12 protein-coding genes and 2 pseudogenes are annotated in these 19,483 nt (G+C 72.4%); 8 read left to right on the top strand and 6 right to left on the bottom strand.

All coding sequences use genetic code 11. The features are described from left to right. Nucleotides 1-4: 4 nt before the first annotated feature. Nucleotides 5-1,729: an NTP transferase domain-containing protein gene (locus tag RR1_RS05185; protein ID WP_072713605.1), complete on the bottom strand. Its 1,725-nt coding sequence runs from the start codon at nt 1,727-1,729 to the stop codon at nt 5-7. Nucleotides 1,730-1,864: 135 nt separating this feature from the next. On the opposite strand from RR1_RS05185, the gene RR1_RS05190 reads away from it, so the two are divergent. Together RR1_RS05190 and RR1_RS05195 are read left to right on the top strand one after the other, a co-directional pair. Beyond that, nucleotides 1,865-2,470, top strand: a complete 606-nt coding sequence (locus RR1_RS05190; RefSeq protein WP_051111081.1) for a TetR/AcrR family transcriptional regulator — start codon at nt 1,865-1,867, stop codon at nt 2,468-2,470. 82 nt (nt 2,471-2,552) lie between these two features. Then, on the top strand, nt 2,553-4,169 hold the full coding sequence (locus tag RR1_RS05195) for an MDR family MFS transporter (protein ID WP_010837312.1): 1,617 nt from the start codon (nt 2,553-2,555) through the stop codon (nt 4,167-4,169). 35 nt (nt 4,170-4,204) lie between these two features. Here the strand turns inward: RR1_RS05195 and RR1_RS05200 are convergent. Both RR1_RS05200 and RR1_RS05205 read right to left on the bottom strand, forming a co-directional pair. Beyond that, nucleotides 4,205-4,505, bottom strand: a pseudogene (locus RR1_RS05200) (MGMT family protein). A gap of 2 nt (nt 4,506-4,507) precedes the next feature. Beyond that, nucleotides 4,508-5,347: an alpha/beta fold hydrolase gene (locus RR1_RS05205; protein ID WP_010837310.1), complete on the bottom strand. Its 840-nt coding sequence runs from the start codon at nt 5,345-5,347 to the stop codon at nt 4,508-4,510. Between the two features lie 68 nt (nt 5,348-5,415). Between RR1_RS05205 and RR1_RS05210 the strand changes: the two genes are divergently transcribed. Together RR1_RS05210 and RR1_RS05215 are read left to right on the top strand one after the other, a co-directional pair. Next, entirely contained in the window at nt 5,416-8,724 is a 3,309-nt protein-coding gene (locus RR1_RS05210) for an ATP-dependent helicase (protein ID WP_143153709.1), read from the top strand. A gap of 5 nt (nt 8,725-8,729) precedes the next feature. Beyond that, nucleotides 8,730-12,107: an ATP-dependent helicase gene (locus RR1_RS05215; RefSeq protein ID WP_010837308.1), complete on the top strand. Its 3,378-nt coding sequence runs from the start codon at nt 8,730-8,732 to the stop codon at nt 12,105-12,107. Here RR1_RS05215 and RR1_RS05220 read toward each other — a convergent pair. After that, entirely contained in the window at nt 12,067-12,468 is a 402-nt protein-coding gene (locus tag RR1_RS05220; protein ID WP_010837307.1) for a DoxX family protein, read from the bottom strand. The two genes, RR1_RS05215 and RR1_RS05220, sit on opposite strands and share 41 nt — an antisense overlap. A gap of 128 nt (nt 12,469-12,596) precedes the next feature. Between RR1_RS05220 and RR1_RS05225 the strand changes: the two genes are divergently transcribed. Together RR1_RS05225 and nudC are read left to right on the top strand one after the other, a co-directional pair. After that, on the top strand, nt 12,597-13,664 hold the full coding sequence (locus tag RR1_RS05225) for a potassium channel family protein (protein WP_010837306.1): 1,068 nt from the start codon (nt 12,597-12,599) through the stop codon (nt 13,662-13,664). A 4-nt stretch (nt 13,665-13,668) separates the two neighbouring features. Then, on the top strand, nt 13,669-14,583 hold the full coding sequence (gene nudC / locus RR1_RS05230; protein WP_010837305.1) for an NAD(+) diphosphatase: 915 nt from the start codon (nt 13,669-13,671) through the stop codon (nt 14,581-14,583). Here nudC and RR1_RS05235 read toward each other — a convergent pair whose 3' ends face one another. After that, the gene (locus tag RR1_RS05235) at nt 14,584-14,853 is read right to left on the bottom strand and encodes a mycoredoxin (RefSeq protein ID WP_010837304.1); all 270 of its coding nucleotides are present in this window, start codon (nt 14,851-14,853) and stop codon (nt 14,584-14,586) included. A gap of 72 nt (nt 14,854-14,925) precedes the next feature. Between RR1_RS05235 and RR1_RS05240 the strand changes: the two genes are divergently transcribed. Together RR1_RS05240 and RR1_RS05245 are read left to right on the top strand one after the other, a co-directional pair. Next, on the top strand, nt 14,926-17,076 hold the full coding sequence (locus RR1_RS05240) for an ATP-dependent DNA helicase UvrD2 (protein ID WP_010837303.1): 2,151 nt from the start codon (nt 14,926-14,928) through the stop codon (nt 17,074-17,076). A 657-nt stretch (nt 17,077-17,733) separates the two neighbouring features. Next, nucleotides 17,734-18,042: a WhiB family transcriptional regulator gene (locus tag RR1_RS05245; protein WP_051111083.1), complete on the top strand. Its 309-nt coding sequence runs from the start codon at nt 17,734-17,736 to the stop codon at nt 18,040-18,042. A gap of 103 nt (nt 18,043-18,145) precedes the next feature. Here the strand turns inward: RR1_RS05245 and RR1_RS05250 are convergent. Next, a pseudogene (locus tag RR1_RS05250) lies at nt 18,146-19,478 on the bottom strand (ABC1 kinase family protein). Nucleotides 19,479-19,483 lie beyond the last annotated feature (5 nt).

Genomic DNA, 19,483 nt, shown 5'->3' on the forward strand with positions numbered 1-19,483 from the left:
GACCTCAGGGCAGCGGGACGATCTCGCACACGACGTCGCCGCGGGCGAGCGGCGGCACCACGGCGAACGCGGCTGCGCCGACGAGCCCCACGAGCGTCGCCGTCCCGTGCCCGCGGCGCACGTGCCACGTGCCGTCGGGCAGCGCGTCGACGGCGACGATCCTGGCGCCGTCCGCGGCGTCGTCGACGTGGACGATGCCGCGGCGTCGCGACGGTTCGGCGGCGAGCGCGGCATCGACGACGGCGGGCAGGATCGTCACGAGCGTCGCGATCGCGGCGAACGGATTCCCGGGCAGTCCGAGGACGACGCGCCCGTCGGGCAGGACGGCCGTCAGCTGTGAGCCGCCGGGACGGCACCGCACTCGCCCGACGACGATCTCGCCACCCGCACGGGTGATCGCGTCGCGCAGGCGATCGGCCGCGCCGCCGCCCGTTCCGCCGACGACGGCGAGGACGTCCGCGTCGCACGGGCCCGAGAAGAGCGCATCGACGTCGGCTGCGGTGTCGCGCAGGTGCGTGACCTCGAGTGCCTCGGCGCCGCACGCCCGCACGAAGGACGCGACGACCGGGCCGACGGCGTCGCGGGTCTCGCCGCGGGCGAGCGGCCCCGACGTGCGGATCTCGTCGCCGGACAGAATCGTCCGGACGCGGAGCGGGCCGCGCACCGCGAGGCTCGGCACCTCCGCGGAGAGCGCCGTCGAGAGGACCGCCGGGGAGACGACCGTGCCCGCCGGAGCGAGGTGCGCGCCTGCGTGCCAGTCCTCGCCGATGCGCCGGGTGTCGTCGCCGTCGGCGTTCCCCGGCAGCGGCGTCACGAGCGAGTCGGTGACGTCGAGGTGCTCGTCGCGGACGACGCGTTCGGCGCCGTCCGGCAGCACCGCGCCCGTCGCGATGCGCACGGCGTCGCCGGGTTCGAGGACGACGGTGCTCGCACCACCGGCCGTCACGACGTCGGCGAGCGGGCGCCACGGCGGCGCGCCCGCGACGGCGTAGCCGTCCATCGCGGACCGGTCGGCGGGCGGGTGCGCCGCGGCCGCCACGAGCGGCGTGGCGAGGACGCAGCCGAGCGCGTCGACCGTTGCCCGCTCGGTGGGCTCGAGCGGAGCGACCGCGCGCGCGATCGCGGCGCGGGCGGCCCCGAGGTCCCAGCGAGCGGCGGCGCGGGCCCGGTCGAGGTCCTCGCGCGTGTCGAGGTCGCCGCAGTTCGGTACGCGCACCGCCGCGAACGAGTGCGGGAGAAGCTGTTTCATCGCGGCGTCGGTGACGTCGACGGAGTCGAGTGCGTCGCGCAGTGCGTCCGCACGCCAGGCCGCGAGCAGGAACTGGAGTCGGCCGTCGTCGTCGATGGCGACGGCGGCGGGTGCGTCGGTCTCGACGACTCGGGCGACCAGGGCGTCGATCGTGGCCGCGGTGACGTCCGGAAGGTCCGCGGCGAGCAGAACGACGATGTCGGCGTCGTCGGGCGCCGTCGCCAGGAGACCGGCCGCGACGGCGGCGACCGGTCCCGCGCCGGCGGGACTCTCGCGTACCTGCATGATCGACTCGGGCAGTTCGCCGCGTGGCGGGCCGACCACCACGACGCGGTCGGCGGACGCGACGGCCTCGAGCGCCGTGTCGAGGAGGCGGCGTCCGGCGACCTCGAGCGCGGGTTTGTCGACGCCGCCCATCCGCGAGCCGCGACCGCCGGCGGCGACGACGGCGAAGGTGCGGGGGAGTTGCCGGGCCGTCATGACACCGATCGTGCCGTACGGGGCGGCGGGCACGCTCGCGACCCGCGGGGGAGGGGCGGAGGACGGCGAGTCCACGTGAGGATTGCGCAGAATGCAAACTTGCACATGATGCAACAGCGAGCGCATACTTTCCCCGTGCCCGACAGTCAGGAACCCGGCCTGCGCGAACGCAAGAAGCTGCGGACCCGCCGCGAGATCGCGACCGCCGCGTTCGACGCCGCCGCCGAACTGGGATTCGACGCCGCGACGGTCGAACTCGTCGCCGAGCGAGCGGGTGTGTCGACACGGACCTTCTTCAACTACTTCGAGTCGAAGGAGGACGCCGTCGTCGCCGTCGTCACCGACGCCTTCGATCGCTTCCGCGACGCCCTCGACGCTCTCGATCCGAGCGGTGACCCGGTCGCGGACGTGCGCAGCGCCCTCGTCGACTTCGTCCGCACCGAGCACGCCGACATGGCGGTGCGGCAGAGCGTCTTCCGTCGTCTCGTCGACGAGAACCCGCCGCTGCACCGCGGTCTCGCCGCCGCGTTCGGCCGGATCGGATCGGAGTCGGCGGCGACGCTGGCACGGCACTATCCCGAGCGCCCCGGCGCCCAGCGCGAGGTGTCCGTCGCTCTCGCCGTCGGATTCGCGCTGCTGCGACTCGTCGTGATGGGGCAGAACGCCGACCCGGCCGACCCGGTGCGCGCCCTGCTCGACAACTACGACGTGCTCGCGACGTTCCCCGTCACGCACTCCTGATCCCGCACTCCCGACCTCCGCACTGCCGCCTCGCAGCGCGTTCCCGATCACCGCGTCACTTCGTTCACTACCGAAAGCAGTCATGACCGATTCGACCGTCACCTCCGACGTCCCCGCGCCGGGACCGGGGGAGCACCAGCCGATGGTTCTCACCCAGAAGACCGTCTGGCTCATCTTCGGCGCGCTCATCGCCGGAATGTTCCTGTCCTCGCTCGACCAGTCGATCGTCGGGCCCGCGATGCCGACCATCGTGGGCGAGCTGCACGGCGTCGAACATCAGGCCTGGCTCATCACGATCTACATCCTCGCGGTGTGCATCACGATGCCGCTGTACGGCAAGTTCGGTGATCTCTTCGGTCGCCGCGCGCTGTTCATCGCCGCGATCACGATCTTCACGATCGGTTCCGCCGGAGCGGGTTTCGCCGGGATGCTCACCGACCCGGCCTCGACGATCGGGTTCTGGGAGCTCGTCGCGTGGCGCGGCGTGCAGGGAATCGGCGGCGGCGGTCTCATGATCCTGTCGCAGGCGATCATCGCCGACATCGTCCCCGCGAGCGAACGCGGCAAGTACATGGGCCCGATGGGTGCGGTGTTCGGAATCTCGGCCGTCGCAGGCCCGCTGCTCGGCGGCTTCTTCACCGATCACCTCGACTGGCGCTGGTGCTTCTGGATCAACGTGCCCGTCGGCATCGTCGCCGTCCTCGTCGCCGTGAAGTACATGAAGCTGCCGTCGCACCGGACCGACGCGCCGATCGACTACGCCGGCATCGTCGCGATGATCCTCGCGACGGCCGGACTCGTCCTCGTCACCGATCTCGGCGGCAAGACGTACGCATGGGGCTCGCCGCAGATGATCGCGCTCATCGGCGCGACCCTCGCCGCGATAATTGTGCTCGTCCTCGTCGAACGCCGTGCCGTCGAGCCGATCCTGCCGCTGCACCTGTTCCGCAACCGCGTGTTCGTCGTGTCGACGATCGTCGCACTCGTGCTCGGCGTCGGCATGTTCGCGGCGATCGGCTATCTGCCGTCGTTCCTGCAGATGTCGTCGGGCGAGTCCGCCGCGGTCTCGGGTCTCATGATGATCCCGATGATGGTGGGTCTCATGCTCACGACGATCGGCTCGGGCCTCGCGATCTCGAAGACCGGCCGCTACCGGGTCTATCCGATCCTGGGCCTCGTCATCGCGACGGTCGCGCTGATGTGCCTGACGACGCTCACCGAGAACACCCCGATCTGGGTGATCGGCGTGATGATCTTCGGCTTCGGCGCCGGCCTCGGCTTCGTGATGCAGGTCATCGTTCTCGCCGTGCAGAACTCCGTCGACCCGCACGAGATCGGCGTCGCGACGAGCTCGAACAACTACTTCCGCGAGATCGGCGCGGCCGTCGGGACGGCATGGTTCGGGTCGCTGTTCACGGGCCGGCTCGTCGACGGCCTGACCGGCGTCGCGGCGGAGAATCCCGAGCAGGTCGCGCAGGCCGGCTTCGATCCGGGATCGATGACGCCGAAGATCGTCTCGATGCTGCCGGAACCGTTGCACGACGCCGTGATCGGCGCGTACGCACACGCCCTCGCGCCCGCGCTGTGGTACGTCGTCCCGCTGTTCGTGATCGCGTGTGCCGTCGCGATCTTCCTGCCGCAGGTGGCGCTGTCCGACGAGGCCGGGATGGTCGCGCGCGGCGAGGCCGTGAAGGGCTGAGAGCAGCGAGCACACGACCGCCGGCGCGGGCGGGTTCAGGCGAGCGGAAAGCGTGCCGAGGCGAGATCGATGCGGCCGTCGTGGACGGCGACGCCTTCCGCGACGAGCCGTTCGAGCTGCCGGCGCCGCAGGTGCGGCGCCGGCCTGCCCGACGCCGGGACCACCCGGTGCCACGGCAGGTCGGCGCTGTCGGTCCGCATGATCCACCCGACGGTGCGTGCGCTCGAGAGCTCGGCGGCGTGCGCGACGTCGCCGTACGTCACCACCCGGCCGGGGGGGAACCGAGCCCACGAGCTCGCGGACCCGCTCGACGTCCGCCTCGGTCGTCGCCGCCACCGTCAGAGCACCGACCGGACGAGCGCGGCGACGTCCTCGGGGCGCGCCTGCGGCACCATGTGATCGCAGTCGAGGTCGACCTCGCGCAGGTGATCTCCCAGCCGCTCGCGGAGCGCGCCGCGCAGCGCGTCCGTGACGTACGGGGGCTCGACGCGTGCGGCCCGGACGAGGATCGTCGGCACCGGCTCCGCGGGCACGACCAGGTCGCGGGAGAGCTCGCCCCACGCGGCGACGAGCGCCGGGACCGAGTACCGCCAGTGGGCGCGGCCGCTCGGCTCGACCACGAGATGCTCCGCGATCTCCGCATCGAGGATCTCGGGCGCGACGTCGGCCCACGCACCGTGGATCTTCTCCGAGCGGGCCTGCTCGGCGTCGTCGTAGTCGGGCGAGGCGATCGTCGCGTCGGCGACGGCGCGCATCCGCGACGGTGCCTGACCGATCGCCGGATCGAGCAGGACGAGCGCGCGCACCGCGTCGGGACGATCGTGCGCGAGGTGCAGGGCGAGGGCGCCGCCGAACGAGTGCCCGACGACGACCGCGGGCCGGTCGGTCCGCTCGCGCAGCGCCGCGAGTGCGGACGCGACGTGGCTCTCGATGTGCCACGGCGGCTCGTACGTCGAGTGGCCGTGGCCGCGCAGATCGGGCGCGATCCATCGGGCCTCGGGCACGTGGTTCTCGGCGAGGTTCGCCCACCTGCGGCCGTGGCCGGTCACACCGTGCAGGGCGAGGACGACCGGGCCGTCCTCGGGACCGTGGACGTAGGTGTTCAGCGGATCTCCCGACGCCGGCTCCGGTGCGGCGAGATCGGGCGACGGGCGTGCGGACGAGGCGGCGGAGGACATTCGCTCACTATGCCGCATTCGTCACGTACCGCCGCGGGGTGCACGGGCTGTCGGTGAGGTCTGCTGGAATGGGTGCCATGATCGACGCCGCGCCGACCCGCGCACGTGTGGGACTGCGCGCCCGGCGCGCCTCGGCGCGCGCCGTCCGTGAGTGGCCGGCCGCCGTCCGTCCCGTTCTCGACGGGCCCGCGCCGTCAGGTGGGCCGTGGCAGGTGCTCGGCGGGCCCGGCACGGGAAAGACCTCGCTCGTGATCGACGCCGCCGTCGCGCGGATCGCGTCGGGCGTGGACCCGGAGTCCGTCCTCGTCCTCACGGGCTCGCGCCGTTCGGCGCAGTTCGTCCGGGGTGAGATCACCGCGGCGCTGCACGCGTCCGGGACCGCGCACGGGGACGTGCGAGCCGCCGCCGTGACACGGGAACCGCTCGTGCGGACTCTCCACTCGTATGCGTTCGCGGTGCTGCGCGTGCAGGCGTCGCGCGACGGAATGCCGCCCCCGCGGCTGCTCACGGGCGCCGAACAGGACGCCGTCGTCCGGGAGATGCTGCGCGGCGAACTCGAGGACGGCGCGCAGCAGTGGCCGCCGTCGCTGCGGTCGGCGCTGGGCCTCGCCGGGTTCGCCGCGCAGGTTCGCGAGCTCATGTTGCGCTGTGCCGAACGCGGACTCGGCCCCGAGGACCTCGACCGGCTCGCCCACGAGCACGACCGGCCGGAGTGGGCCGCGGTCGCGCGGTTCGCGGTGCGATACGAGCAGACGATGCTGCTGCGCGCCGCGGTCGGTGCGGCGGCGCCCGAGGCCACCGCACCGGCGCTCGACGCCGCCGAACTCGTGTCCGCGGCCGTGGGTGCACTGCTCGGTGATCCCGGTCTGCTGCGCGCCGAGCGCGCACGGATCCGTCACGTCCTCGTCGACGACGCACAGCATCTCGACCCGCAGGCCGCGCACCTCGTCGGGCTGCTCACGAGCGCGGCCGAGTCGAGCGTCGTGACGGGAGATCCCGATCAGGCGGTGTTCGGGTTCCGCGGCGCCGATCCGTCCCACCTCGTGGCGATCGCCGATCGCGGCGACACCGACCGCGTCGTGCTGCGGACCGGGTACCGATGCGCGCCGGAGATCGCGGGCGTCGCACACGCCCTCGTCCGGCGGCTTCCCGGCGCGTCCGAGCATCGCGGCTGGGCACCCTCGGAATCCGAACCGGACGCGTCCGAGCCCGGCGCCGGGGGAGTCTCGGTCCGGGTGTTCGCGAGTCAGGCGAAAGAAGCTGCGGCGGTGGCAGATCTGCTGCGGCGTGCCCACATCCACGACGGCATCGCGTGGTCCGACATGGCCGTCGTCGTGCGCTCGGTGCCCGCGGTGTCGCCGCCGCTGCGGCGGGCGCTGCTCACGGCGGGTGTGCCGATGGTGACACCGGCCGCCGAGACGTCGCTCGCACGTCGCCGCGGCGTGGCCGCCCTGCTCGGCGTGCTGCGGATCGTCGGGGGAACGGACTTCACCGCCGACGACGCGCTCGCGCTCCTGTCGGGCCCCATCGGTGGCGCCGATCCGGTGTCGTTGCGCAGGCTGCGCCGCGGCGTCCGGCGCGCCGAGCTCGCCGCGGACCGGGCCGGAGCCGACGGCGAACGCGACTCCGCCGAGCTGCTGCGACTTCTCGTGCTGGGCCACGATCTGCCCGAGATCTCGCGCGCGCTCACCGATGTCGAGCGTCGCCCACTCGACCGCGTGCTGTCGGTCGTCGCCCGCGCACGGACGGCAGCCGAGCGCGGCGACGGCGTCGAGGACGTCCTGTGGGCGGCGTGGCAGGCGACGGGGCTCGAACGACGGTGGGCCGCCACCGCGGCACGCGGCGGCTCGCTCGGGGCCCAGGCGGATCGCGATCTCGACGGCATCGTCGCGCTGTTCGACGCCGCGGCGGGGTACGTCGACCGGCTGCCGGGCGCGCGGATCGCGGGATTCACGGCCTACCTCGAAGGACAGGAACTCGCGACCGCCCCGCGCGGCACGCGCGCCGAGCCCGACGCCGTGACGCTCCTCTCGGCGCACGCCGCCGCGGGGCGCGAATGGGACGTCGTCGCGGTGTGCGGAGTGCAGGAGGGCAGCTGGCCGTCGGTGCGCGCGAGCGCGAGCGTGCTGCGCACCGAACTTCTCGTCGATCTCTGGGACGGCGTCCCCGCGGGGGCGACCGTCTCGCGCACGGCGCCACAGGTCGTCGACGAACGCCGCCTGCTGCTCGTCGCGTGCTCGCGCGCGCGCCGCGGGCTGCTGGTGAGCGGCGTCGACTCCACGGGCGGCGACGCGGACCTCGTGCGGTCGCGGTTCGTCGACGAACTCGCTACGGACATCGGTGCGGTCACCGACGAACCGCTCGCGCCCGAGCCCGGGCCGCGCCGCGTCCTCGCACTCCCGTCGCTCGTCGCCGAACTGCGCTCGGTCGTGTGCGATCCCGGCGCCACCGAGGAGCGCCGCGATCGCGCGGCACGCCACCTCGCGCGGCTCGCCCGCGAAGGCGTGCGCGGGGCACACCCCGACGAGTGGTACGGGCTCGCCGCGCTGTCCACCGACGCGCCGCTGTGGCAGCCCGACGACGGCCCGGTCCCGTTGTCACCCTCCACGATCGAGCTGCTGTCGAACTGCCCGCTGCGGTGGATGCTCGAACGGCACGGCGGCGCCACCCCCGACGATCCGCGCGCCGTGACGGGCACGCTCGTCCACACCCTCGTGCAGGCGCTCGCCGGCAACATCCCGCCCGATCGCGTCGAACACGAACTCGCCGAGGCGTGGACGGGAATCGACTTCGGGTCGCCGTGGTTCTCGCGCCGCGAACTCGAACGCACGCGCACGATGCTCGAGACCTTCGCCGAGTGGCTGCGGCGCACGCGCACCGAACTCACCGAGGTGGGCGTCGAGGTCGAGGTCGACGCCGTCGTGCCGCCCGACGACCCGGACGCGCCGTCGATCCGGATCCGTGGCCGGGTCGACCGGCTCGAACAGGACGCGCAGGGCCGTCCCGTCGTGATCGACGTCAAGACCGCGAAGACGCCCGTGAGCAAGGCCGCCGCCGCCGAGCACGCCCAGCTCGCGGCCTACCAGCTGGCGGCGGCGCTCGGCGCGATCGACGGCGTCCCGGCGGGCGATCCCGGGGGAGCGCGGCTCGTCTTCGTCGCCAAGCCGAGCGCGAAGGAGGGTGCGACGCAACGGCTCCAGCCGCCGCTCGGGCCCGAAGGGCTCGACCACTGGCTCGACGTCGTGCGCGAGGCCGCGGAAGCGACACGGGGACCGGAGTTCACGGCCCGGCTCGGCGACGGCTGCCGGCACTGCCCGGTGCGGTCGAGCTGCCCCGTGCACGACGAGGGCCGTCAGGTCGGAGGAGAGGTCGGATGACGAGCATGCGCACCCCGGCGAACCCGATGGAGATGGCGAACCCGGTCGAGACGGTGGACCCGATCGAGCTCGCCGCCGGGCTGGGCCAGAACCCGCCGACGCCCGAGCAGGCCGCCGTCATCGCCTCGCCGCTCGAACCCGTGCTCGTCGTCGCGGGCGCGGGAGCGGGCAAGACCGAGACGATGGCGGCGCGTGTCGTGTGGCTCGTCGCGAACGGGATCGTCGCGCCGGGCGAGGTGCTGGGACTGACCTTCACACGCAAGGCCGCCCAGCAGTTGACGTCCCGGATCCGGCAGCGGCTCGCGCGGCTCGCGGGCTCGCCGGTGCTGCGCGAACTCGACCCGTCGGGAGAGATCCGCGAGCGGATCCTCGGTACCGAACCCGAGATCGGCACGTATCACTCGTACGCAGGCCGGTTGCTCTCCGAACACGGGCTGCTGCTGCCGATGGAGCCGAGCGCGGCGCTGCTCTCGGAGACGGAGCTGTGGCAGCTCGCGCATCGCGTCGTGAGCACGTGGGACGGCGAACTCGACACCGAGTCCGGGCCGCCCGCCGTGACGGAAGCCGTGCTCGCGCTGTCGTCCCAGATCGCCGAGCATCTCGTCGATCCCGACGATCTGCGTTCCGCCGCGGACGAGTTCGCGACACTCGCCGAGTCGCTGCCGCCCGGGCCGAAGCAACGCGCCGATCCGTCGCAGACGTTGCGTGGGTACGTGTCGGCGCAGCGCCGCCGCGTCGCGCTGCTCCCGCTCGTCGCCGCACTCGGTGACGCCCTGCGACGCGACAACGCCCTCGACTTCGGAGCCCAGATGTCGCTCGCGGCACGGCTCGCCGCCGAGCATCCGGAGGTCGGTGCCGCCGAGCGCGAACGCGTCCGGGTCGTGCTGCTCGACGAGTACCAGGACACGGGGCACTCGCAGCGCGTCCTGCTCTCGGCGCTGTTCGGGCGAGGCGCCGGTACGGGTGCCACGGCGGTCACGGCCGTGGGCGATCCGATGCAGTCGATCTACGGCTGGCGTGGTGCGTCCGCCGCGAACCTGCCCCGATTCACGACCGACTTCCCCCGCACCGACGGCACACCCGCCGGTGTGCTCGAACTCTCGACGAGCTGGCGCAATCCCCGCGAGGCGCTCGCGCTCGCGAACGCCGTCGCCGAGCCGCTGCGGTCCGGCGCCGTCGCGGTGGGCGAGTTGAGGTCGCGTCCAGGTGCGGGCGCGGGCGACGTGCGCCTCGCCCTGCACACCGACGTCACTGCCGAACGGGAGTGGGTCGCCGCCGCGATCGCGCGCGAGTACCGGGCGGCACACGAGCGCGGCGAGGCGCCCCCGACGGCCGCGGTACTCGTGCGCCGCAACGCCGACTCCGCACCGATCGCGGAAGCCCTTCGGGCTCGAGGACTTCCGGTCGAGGTCGTCGGGCTCGGCGGGCTGCTCCACACCCCCGAGGTCGCCGACGTCGTCGCGATGCTGCGGGTGATCGCCGACCCGCTCGCAGGCGGTGCCGCGCTCCGCCTGCTCACGGGCGCGCGGTGGCGGCTCGGGGCCGCCGACATCCGGGCGTTGTGGCGGCGTGCCTCCGATCTCGGTGTGCGCGCGGCGCGCGGCGTCGGTGGTGCCGTCACGGACGCCGATGCACTCGCCGACGCCGTGGGGGCCGCGATGCCCGGCGACATCGCCGAGCGCGCCGGCCTCGTGGACGCGATCTCCGACCCCGGGCCGGAACGCGCGTATTCGCCCGCGGGATACGAGCGGATCGTCGACCTCGGGCGCGAACTCGCCTCGCTGCGCGATCATCTCGGCCAGCCGCTCACCGAACTCGTCGCCGAGGTCGAGCGCGTGCTCGGTGTCGGGATCGAGGCCGGCGCACGCGCCACGGCGGGTTCCGGTCGCGAGAACCTCGACGCGTTCGCGGACGTCGTCGCCGGGTACGCGGCCAGGGGTGCGGCGACGACGAGCGGACTGCTGTCGTTCCTCTCCGCCGCCGAGACCGTCGAGGACGGGCTCGAGCCCGGCGAGGTGCAGGTCGATCCGGATCGCGTCCAGGTCCTCACTGTGCACTCGGCCAAGGGGCTCGAGTGGCAGGTCGTCGCGGTGCCGCACGTCACCGCGAAGGTCTTTCCGTCGGGCGCCGCGTCGGCGACCTGGCTCGGCTCGCCGGCGGAGCTCCCGCCGCAGCTGCGTGGCGATCGCCGCAGGCCCGACGCCCCCGACGGCATCCCGATCCTCGATCTCACCGGCCTCGAGGACCGCAAGGAACTCGAGAGCGAGATCACCGCGCACCGAGGCGAACTCGCTGACCGGCGGCTCGACGAGGAGCGTCGGCTGTTCTACGTCGCCCTCACGCGGACCGAGGGGACGCTGCTCGTGTCCGGGCACCACTGGGCGGAGACGGGCGATGCGCCGAAGGGGCCGTCACCGTTCCTGACCGAGCTCCGCGAACTGGTCGACCACAGGGCCGAGCGCGGCGACGGCGATGCCGTCGTCGAGGTCTGGGAGCCGGCGCCCGAACTCGATGCGAGCAACCCCCTCACCGCATCGCCCGTGACGGCGACGTGGCCGCCGGATCCGCTCGGTGTTCGCCGTGAACGCGTCGAGGAGGGAGCGGCGCTGGTACGCGCCGCACTCGACGCTCCGCCCGCCCCCGAACCGGTCGACGAGGGCGCGGAACCCGGACAGGAGGACGATCCCGACGACGTGTGGGCGGCCGACGTCGAGGCACTGCTCGCCGAACGCGCGGCACTGCGCACGCGAGGTGAGCGCACCGTCGCGTTGCCGTCGCAGCTCTCGGTGAGCGCGCTCGTCGAACTCGGTGCCGATCCCGGCGCGTTCGCCGCCCGGCTGCAGCGACCGCTGCCGATGAAGCCCAGCCCGCTCGCGCGCCGCGGCACCGCGTTCCACGCCTGGCTCGAACGGCGTTTCGGCGGCGAGCGGCTCCTCGACTTCGACGAGCTGCCGGGCGCGGCCGACGACGACGCCGCCCCCGACGCGGATCTGGCCGTGCTGCAGAGCGCGTTCCTCCGCAGCGAGTGGGCCGAGCGTGAGCCGCACGAGGTCGAGGTGCCGTTCGAGACCTCGATCGCGGGCATCGCGCTGCGCGGCAGGATCGACGCAGTGTTCGCCGACCGCGACGGGGGCTGGACCGTCGTCGACTGGAAGACCGGCGCCGAACCGTCGGCGGAACGGGAAGCCGCCGTCGCGGTGCAGCTCGCGGTGTACCGGCTGGCGTGGGCGGAACTCGCCCACGTCGACCCGCAGCGTGTGCGGGCCGCGTTCCACTACGTGAGGTCCGGGCGCACGATCGCGCCGGAGACACTGCCCGGCGTCGCCGAACTCGCGGGCCTGCTCAGTCCCGAGGACCCCGCCGGGCCGCGAGAGCCTGCGTGACGAGCGGAATCTGAACGGGCAGCCGGGCGACGACGAGCACCTTCTCGATAGGTGAGCGCCGGGAACTGCGCAGCCAGTCGACGGTCATCTGGGCGTTCGCGGGGAACACGGCGACGAACAGCGCCGCGGCGAGCGTTCCGCCGAGCCGGCGGGTCCGCGGCACGGCCAGGGCGGTGCCGACGGCGATCTCGGCCGCCCCGGACACGTACGTGTACGTCCGCGCTTCGCCGGGAAGCGAGCGCGGGACGATGGAGTCGAAGGGGCGTGGCGCGGCGAAATGCGTGACGCCCGCACCGATCAGGAGCGCGGACAGGCGCAGCGCCGCGGCGCGTGCCGCCCGGTCGGATGCTTTCGGAGTCATGCCTCCCACAATGCCGTACGGACGGCCCGCCCGCGCGGCGCGGTCACGCAGGGACGCCCGGCGGGGTTAGGCTCCCGGAGGCAGCAGCGGTAGCGGGACCACACGGACGGGCAGGGCGGACACAAGCGATGGCGACGAGGTTCCGCGATCGGTTCCGCCGATCGGAGAGCTTGACCGATCGGCCGGACTTCGCGCTCGTGGGTGTGCTGAAGATCCCGCAGGATCCGGTGAATCCGGCCGCGGCGATCTGGAAACGCGTCGTGCTCGCGATCAGCCTGCTCGCGCTCGCGGTCGTCATCGTCTACATCGGCCGCGACGGATACCGGGACGCGCAGGGCAACGACCTGTCGCTGCTCGACTGCATCTACTACGCGACGGTCTCGCTCTCGACGACGGGCTACGGCGACATCACGCCGATCACGCCGACCGCACGTGTGGTCAACGTCGTCGTCATCACCCCGCTTCGTATCCTCTTCCTCATCGTGCTGGTCGGCACGACCCTCGCGGCGCTCACCGAATCGTCGCGCCAGGCACTGAAGATTCAACGTTGGAGGCGTCGCGTGCGTAACCACACCGTCGTGATCGGCTACGGCACGAAGGGACGGACGGCGGTCGACGCGATGCTCGGCGACGACGTCCCGCCGAACGAGATCGTCGTGGTCGACACCGATCAGACGGTGCTCGACGTCGCGGCCGCGCAGGGCCTCGTCACCGTGTTCGGCTCGGCGACGAAGTCCGACGTGCTGCGGCTCGCGGGCGTCCAGCACGCGGCGGCCGTCGTCGTGGCGACGAACCGCGACGACACGTCGGTGCTCGTGACGCTCACCGCGCGGGAGATCGCACCGAACGCGAAGATCGTCGCCGCGATCCGGGAATCGGAGAACACACATCTGGTCCGGCAGTCGGGCGCGGATTCTGTCGTCGTCTCGTCCGAGACGGCGGGGCGGCTGCTCGGACTCGCGACGACGACGCCGAACGTCGTGGAGATGATGGAGGACCTGCTGACGCCGGAGGCGGGCTTCGCCATCGCGGAGCGTGTCGTCGAACGCGAGGAGGTGGGCGGCTCGCCGCGTCACCTCTCCGACATCGTGCTCGGTGTGGTCCGGGACGGCAGGCTCGTGCGGGTCGGTTCGCCCGAGGTGGACGCCCTCGAGAGCGACGATCGCCTGTTGTACGTCCGCGTCGTCGGGCACTGACGGGGTGGGTGGCGTGCACTTCGGGCTGGAGCGCATTCCGTCGCTGTCACGATCGGGGGTCGGCAGGGCCGAGGAACTCCGCTCCGATCACGACGCGCTGCGCGCCGGATGGGCGGGCGCGCTGCTGCTGTACGTCGACCGCACCGGCAGGTTCCGCGCGACGGCGGAGGGCGCGCTCGACTTCGCCGAGCCGTCGTCCGCCGAGCCCGAACCCGGCGCCGTCTTCATGGGGACCCGTGACGGCAGGCACGTGTGGGCGGCGCGCCGGCCGGCGCTGTCCGGTGACCTCGCCGATCTGATGTCCGTGGGTGCGGCCCTGTCCGACGACGACGCGGGCCTGGTGACGGGCGCCGTCGCCGTCCTCGGCTGGCACGATCGCGCGCGGTACAGCGCACTCGACGGTTCGGAGACCGAGCCCAGCCTGTCGGGGTGGTCGCGGATCTCCGCCACGAGCGGACACGAGGAGTTCCCGCGCACCGATCCCGCCGTCATCTGTCTCGTCCACGACGGCGCCGATCGCGTCCTGCTCGCGCGGCAGCCGACGTGGCCGCAGCGCCGCTTCTCGGTGCTCGCGGGGTTCGTCGAGGCGGGGGAATCGCTGGAAGCGTGTGTCGCGCGGGAGATCGCCGAGGAGGTCGGCGTGACGGTGCACGACATCCGTTATCTCGGGAGCCAGCCGTGGCCGTTCCCGCGGTCGGTGATGATCGCGTTCGCGGCGGTCGGCGATCCGTCGCAGCCGCTGCGCTTCCAGGACGGCGAGATCGCGGAGGCCGCGTGGTTCACGCGGGACGAGGTGCGCCGCGCGCTCGGCTCCGGTGACTGGGCGAGCAGCGCGGACGCACCTCTGTTGCTGCCGGGATCGATCTCGATCGCCCGGGTGATGCTCGAATCCTGGGCGAGCGAGTCGGTAGCGGACTGATCAGGCGCCGAGCGCCTGCTTGACCTGCGCGAGAGTCGGATTCGTCGCGGTCGATCCGTCCGGATAGCGGACGGTGGGGACGACGTGATTGCCGCCGTTGACCTTGCCGACGAAGTCGGCCGATTCGGGGTCCTGCTCGATGTCGATCTCGACGTACGAGATGCCGTTCTCCTCGAGCTGCTTCTTGAGTCTGCGGCAGTACCCACACCACGTCGTGGAGTACATGACCATCGTGTCGCTGTTGCTGTCGGTGCTCGTCACGGTGTTCATAACATCACGACCGCGCGGGCTGTTCCCACACGCCGCTCGCCGGGCGTTCGGGCACCGTCGGCGGTGGCTGCCATGATGGAGGCCATGTCCGTCGACGTTCCCGCCGAGTCCGGCTCTCGTTCCCGAACCCTCGAGGGCCTCGATCCGCAGCAGTCCGCCGCCGTCCTCGCGCCACGGGGACCGGTGTGCGTGCTGGCCGGTGCCGGCACGGGCAAGACGCGCACCATCACGCGGCGGATCGCTCACCTCGTCGCGGCGGGGCACGTCGCACCCGGGCAGGTTCTCGCGGTCACCTTCACGGCGCGTGCCGCGGGGGAGATGCGCGGACGCCTGCGGTCGCTCGGCATCGGGGAAACCGGTGCCGCGGTCCAGGCCCGCACCTTCCACGCCGCCGCGCTGCGGCAGTTGCGCTACTTCTGGCCCCAGGTGGTGGGGGACACGCCGTGGCAGCTGCTCGACCGCAAGTTCCAGGCCGTCGGCAACGCCGCGAACCGGGTGGGTCTCGCGACCGACCGCGACACCGTCCGCGATCTCGCGAGCGAGATCGAATGGGCCAAGGCGTCGCTCGTCGGGCCCGAGGACTACCCGAGTGCCGCGGCGCGGTTCCATCGCGACTCACCCGACGATCCCGAGAAGGTCGCGCAGGTCTACGCCGCGTACGAGCAGCTCAAGACCCGCGGCGAGGACGGCATGCTCCTCGACTTCGACGATCTGCTGCTCCACACCGCCGCGGCACTCGAGAACTCGCCGGCCGTCGCGGAGGAGTTCCGCGACCGCTACCGCTGCTTCGTCGTCGACGAGTACCAGGACGTCACGCCGCTGCAGCAGCGCGTGCTGGATGCCTGGCTCGGCGAGCGCGACGACCTCACCGTCGTCGGCGACGCGAACCAGACGATCTACTCGTTCACGGGAGCGACGCCGAAGTTCCTGCTCGACTTCTCGCGCACTTATCCGGACGCCACCGTCGTGCGGCTCGAGCGCGACTACCGCTCGACGCCCGAGGTGGTCTCGCTCGCGAACCGTGTCATCGGCGCCGCACGCGGCCGGATCGCCGGTACGCGGCTGCAGCTCGTCGGCCAGCGTGCGAGCGGGCCCGAGCCGTCGTTCGCGGAGTACGACGACGAGCCCACCGAGGCCGCGGCCGTCGCCCGCGCGATCGAACGGCTGATCGCCGGGGGAGTGCCCGCCGCCGAGATCGCGGTGCTCTACCGCATCAACGCGCAGTCGGAGGCGTTCGAAGAGGCGCTGACGCAGCGCGAGATTCCGTATCAGGTCCGCGGCGGTGAGGGCTTCTTCCAGCGCACCGAGGTACGCCAGGCGATCTCGGCGCTGCAGCAGGCGGCACGCCGCGACGATCTGCCCGACGCCGTGGGCACCGAACTGGTCACCCTCGTGCGAGCGGTGCTCGCGCCGCTCGGTCTCTCGGACACCGAACCGGCGGGTGCCCAGGCCCGCGAACGCTGGGCGTCGCTGCGGGCCCTCGTCGAACTCACCGTCGAGCTGGCCGACCGCGACACGACGCTCGGTGTCGCGGAGCTGCTGCGTGAGCTCTCGGCACGCGCGGAGGCGCGGCACCCTCCCGTCGTGCAGGGCGTCACGCTCGCGTCGTTGCACGCCGCGAAGGGTCTCGAATGGGACGCGGTGTTCCTCGTCGGCGCCGTCGACGGCACCCTGCCGATCGCACACGTGCTCGGCGACGCGTCCTCCGGTCCCGACGAGGCCGGGATCGAGGAGGAGCGGCGCCTGCTCTACGTCGGCGTCACGCGTGCGCGCGAGCACCTGCAGCTCTCGTGGGCGCTCGCGCGCAATCCCGGTGGCCGTCGCGGCCGGCGCCGCTCCCGGTTCCTCGCCGGGCTCGTCCCCGAAGACTCGCCGGCGTCGCTCGTCGCCGCACCGAAGAAGGCGAGCCGGTCGCGGCCACGCTGCCGGGTGTGCGGGAAGGCCCTCATCGGGTCGACGGCGACGATGCTCGGCCGGTGCGAGTCGTGCCCGTCGAACGTCGACGACGCACTGCTCGTGGACCTCAAGGAATGGCGGCGCGAGACCTCGCGTGAGCTGAAGGTGCCGGCGTACGTCGTCTTCAGCGACAACACGCTGCTCGCGATCGCCGAGCAGTGCCCGCGCGACGACGCCGCGCTCGTCGCGATTCCCGGGATCGGCCCCAAGAAACTCGCCACGTACGGCGAGGCGGTCCTCGACATCACTCGCCGCAGAGCCGACTGACCCTTCGGCGACGATCGGAAGAATCCGTCGTGCGGCGACGAAACCGCAGGTAGAAAAATGGTTGTGCCCGCCGGGGGCGGTCCGTACTGTAGTCGGAGTTGCCGGCGGACATTCGGCACGACGTCGCTCGCGGCCCGATCTTCGGCCTCGGGCACACGAGGACGGTCCGCAGGACACGAACCAGCCCGGCACAACGACCGCCGGGCCGCAACACGATCGAAGACGATCGAAGACGATCGAGCACGAACACCCGACACGATCGAGCGAGAGGAGGCACGAAGCGATGTTCACCACGCAGTCGACCACGACACAGCTGTTCGCAGTCGCAGCGCCGCTCCACGCACGCGGCACCCTTCGCGCCCCCGCGGTCCTCGTCGATCGCGACCGTCGCGCAGGGGCTCCCGCGTCGGCGCTGCCGATCGCAGCAGCGTGGAATGCGCTCCCCGCAGGGTTCGTGCCCAGGTGTCGAGGAACGGTGTCACACCACCCACCTCGATAGCTCGGTATCTCGGTTTCTCACGAGGCCACGGACCCGCACCAGCGCGGACCGTGGCCTTCGTCGTTTCCCGGCGACGGCGTCGGTTCGCCATCACGACCGAATCCGGTTTCACGAGAACTGGATTCACGAACCAGCATCACGAGAACCGAGGAGGACGCATGTCGACGACGACGTGTCGAGGGGCTACTCACCACCACCGCGCCGTACACGCGGTGCGCGTGGCACGAGAACTGCCGTGCCGGAGCGGCGACGCCGATCTGTGGTTCGCGGAGGCACCCGCAGATCTCGAGCACGCCAAGCAGTTGTGCGGGTCGTGCCCGATCCGGCGACGCTGCCTCGAGAAGGCGCTCGATCGCGCCGAGCCGTGGGGCGTCTGGGGCGGTGAGATCCTCGATCAGGGCAGGATCGTCGCCCGCAAGCGCGGCCGTGGCCGTCCGCGCAAGCACCCCGTCCCGGCATGTGCATGATGGCCGGGACCGCACACACGCGACCCCGCACCGCCGACGGCATCGTCCGTCGGGGTGCGGGGTGCGGGGTGCGGGGTCGCGGCGGCGTGAGGGGGCGCGAACGCTACTCGGCGGCGCTGTCGGTGTCGTCGAAGCCCGGGAGCCACTCGGTGAGGATGCGCATGTACGGCGCGTACGCGTCGAGTTGCGCGCAGATCCCGACCGAGCCCATGAGCACGCGGAAGATCATGAGGTACTCGGGCGGCAGGTTGAGGGACCGGCCCGTCCGAAACTGCGGGCTGCCCCACTCGGCGGCGACGCCCGCGGCGCTCTGCAGCCACTCGCGCGTGAAGTGGAACGAGTCCGCGTGGATCGGATCGGTGAAAGGTCGTAGATAGTCGGCGATCTCGTCGTCGGACACCGTGTGGCCGGGCAGCACGAATCCGTTCTCGTGGAGCAGTGCCGTGAGGCGGTCGAAATTCTCGTCGACTGCGAGCCGCACCATCTCGCCCATCACGGGGGGGGGGCAGCCCGTCCGGGAAGGGCGCCGCCGCACCGAAGTCGATGACGCCGAGCCTGCCGTCGTCGCACAGCATGAAGTTGCCCGGGTGCGGGTCGCAGTGCAGCATGCCGACGAGTGCGGGCGATGCGAGATGGAACTCGGCGAGTCTGCTGCCCGCGATGTTGCGCTGCTCACGGGTGCCGTCGGCGATGATCGCCGCGAGCGGCGTCGCGGTCATCCACTCGGTGACCACGACCTTCGGCGCGCTCGCGACGACGCGGGGGATCACGAACCGCTCGTCGTCGGCGTAGACGCGGGCGAATGCCCGCTGATTGTCCGCCTCGATCCGGTAGTCGAGTTCGTCCTCGGTGCGCGCGTTGAACTCCTCGATGACGGGGCGTGTGTCGACGCCCGGCATCACCGTGGAGATCAGTCCCGTGAAGCGCGAGAGGGTTTTGAGATCGGCCCGCAGTGCTTCGTCGGCGCCCGGGTACTGGACCTTGACGGCGACGTCGCGGCCGTCGTGCCACACCGCGCGATGCACCTGACCGATGCTCGCCGAGGCCGCGGGATCGTCGTCGAACTCGCGGAACCGCGATCGCCAGTCGGAGCCGAGTTGGCGTGTCAGCATCCGGTGGACGTCCCGCGTCGGCATGGGCGGGGCTGCCGACTGGAGTTTGGCGAGCGCTTCGCGATACGGCTCGGCGAGATCCTCGGGAACCGCGGCCTCCATGACGCTCAGTGCCTGCCCGAGCTTCATCGCGCCGCCCTTGAGTTCACCGAGTACGGCGAAGAGCTGTTCGGCGGCCCTGGCGCTGTTGCGGGCCTCGATTTCGGCGCGGTCGCCGCCGGTGAGCCTGCGGCCGAGGCCCACGGCCGCGCGGCCCGCCATCCCGAGCGGCAGACTTGCGAGTTTCGCGGTTCGGGACGAGCTTCTGCGGGGAATCTCTGACACCACAC

The sequence above is a fragment of the Rhodococcus rhodnii NBRC 100604 genome (assembly GCF_001894925.1).
Taxonomy (GTDB): domain Bacteria; phylum Actinomycetota; class Actinomycetes; order Mycobacteriales; family Mycobacteriaceae; genus Rhodococcus_F; species Rhodococcus_F rhodnii.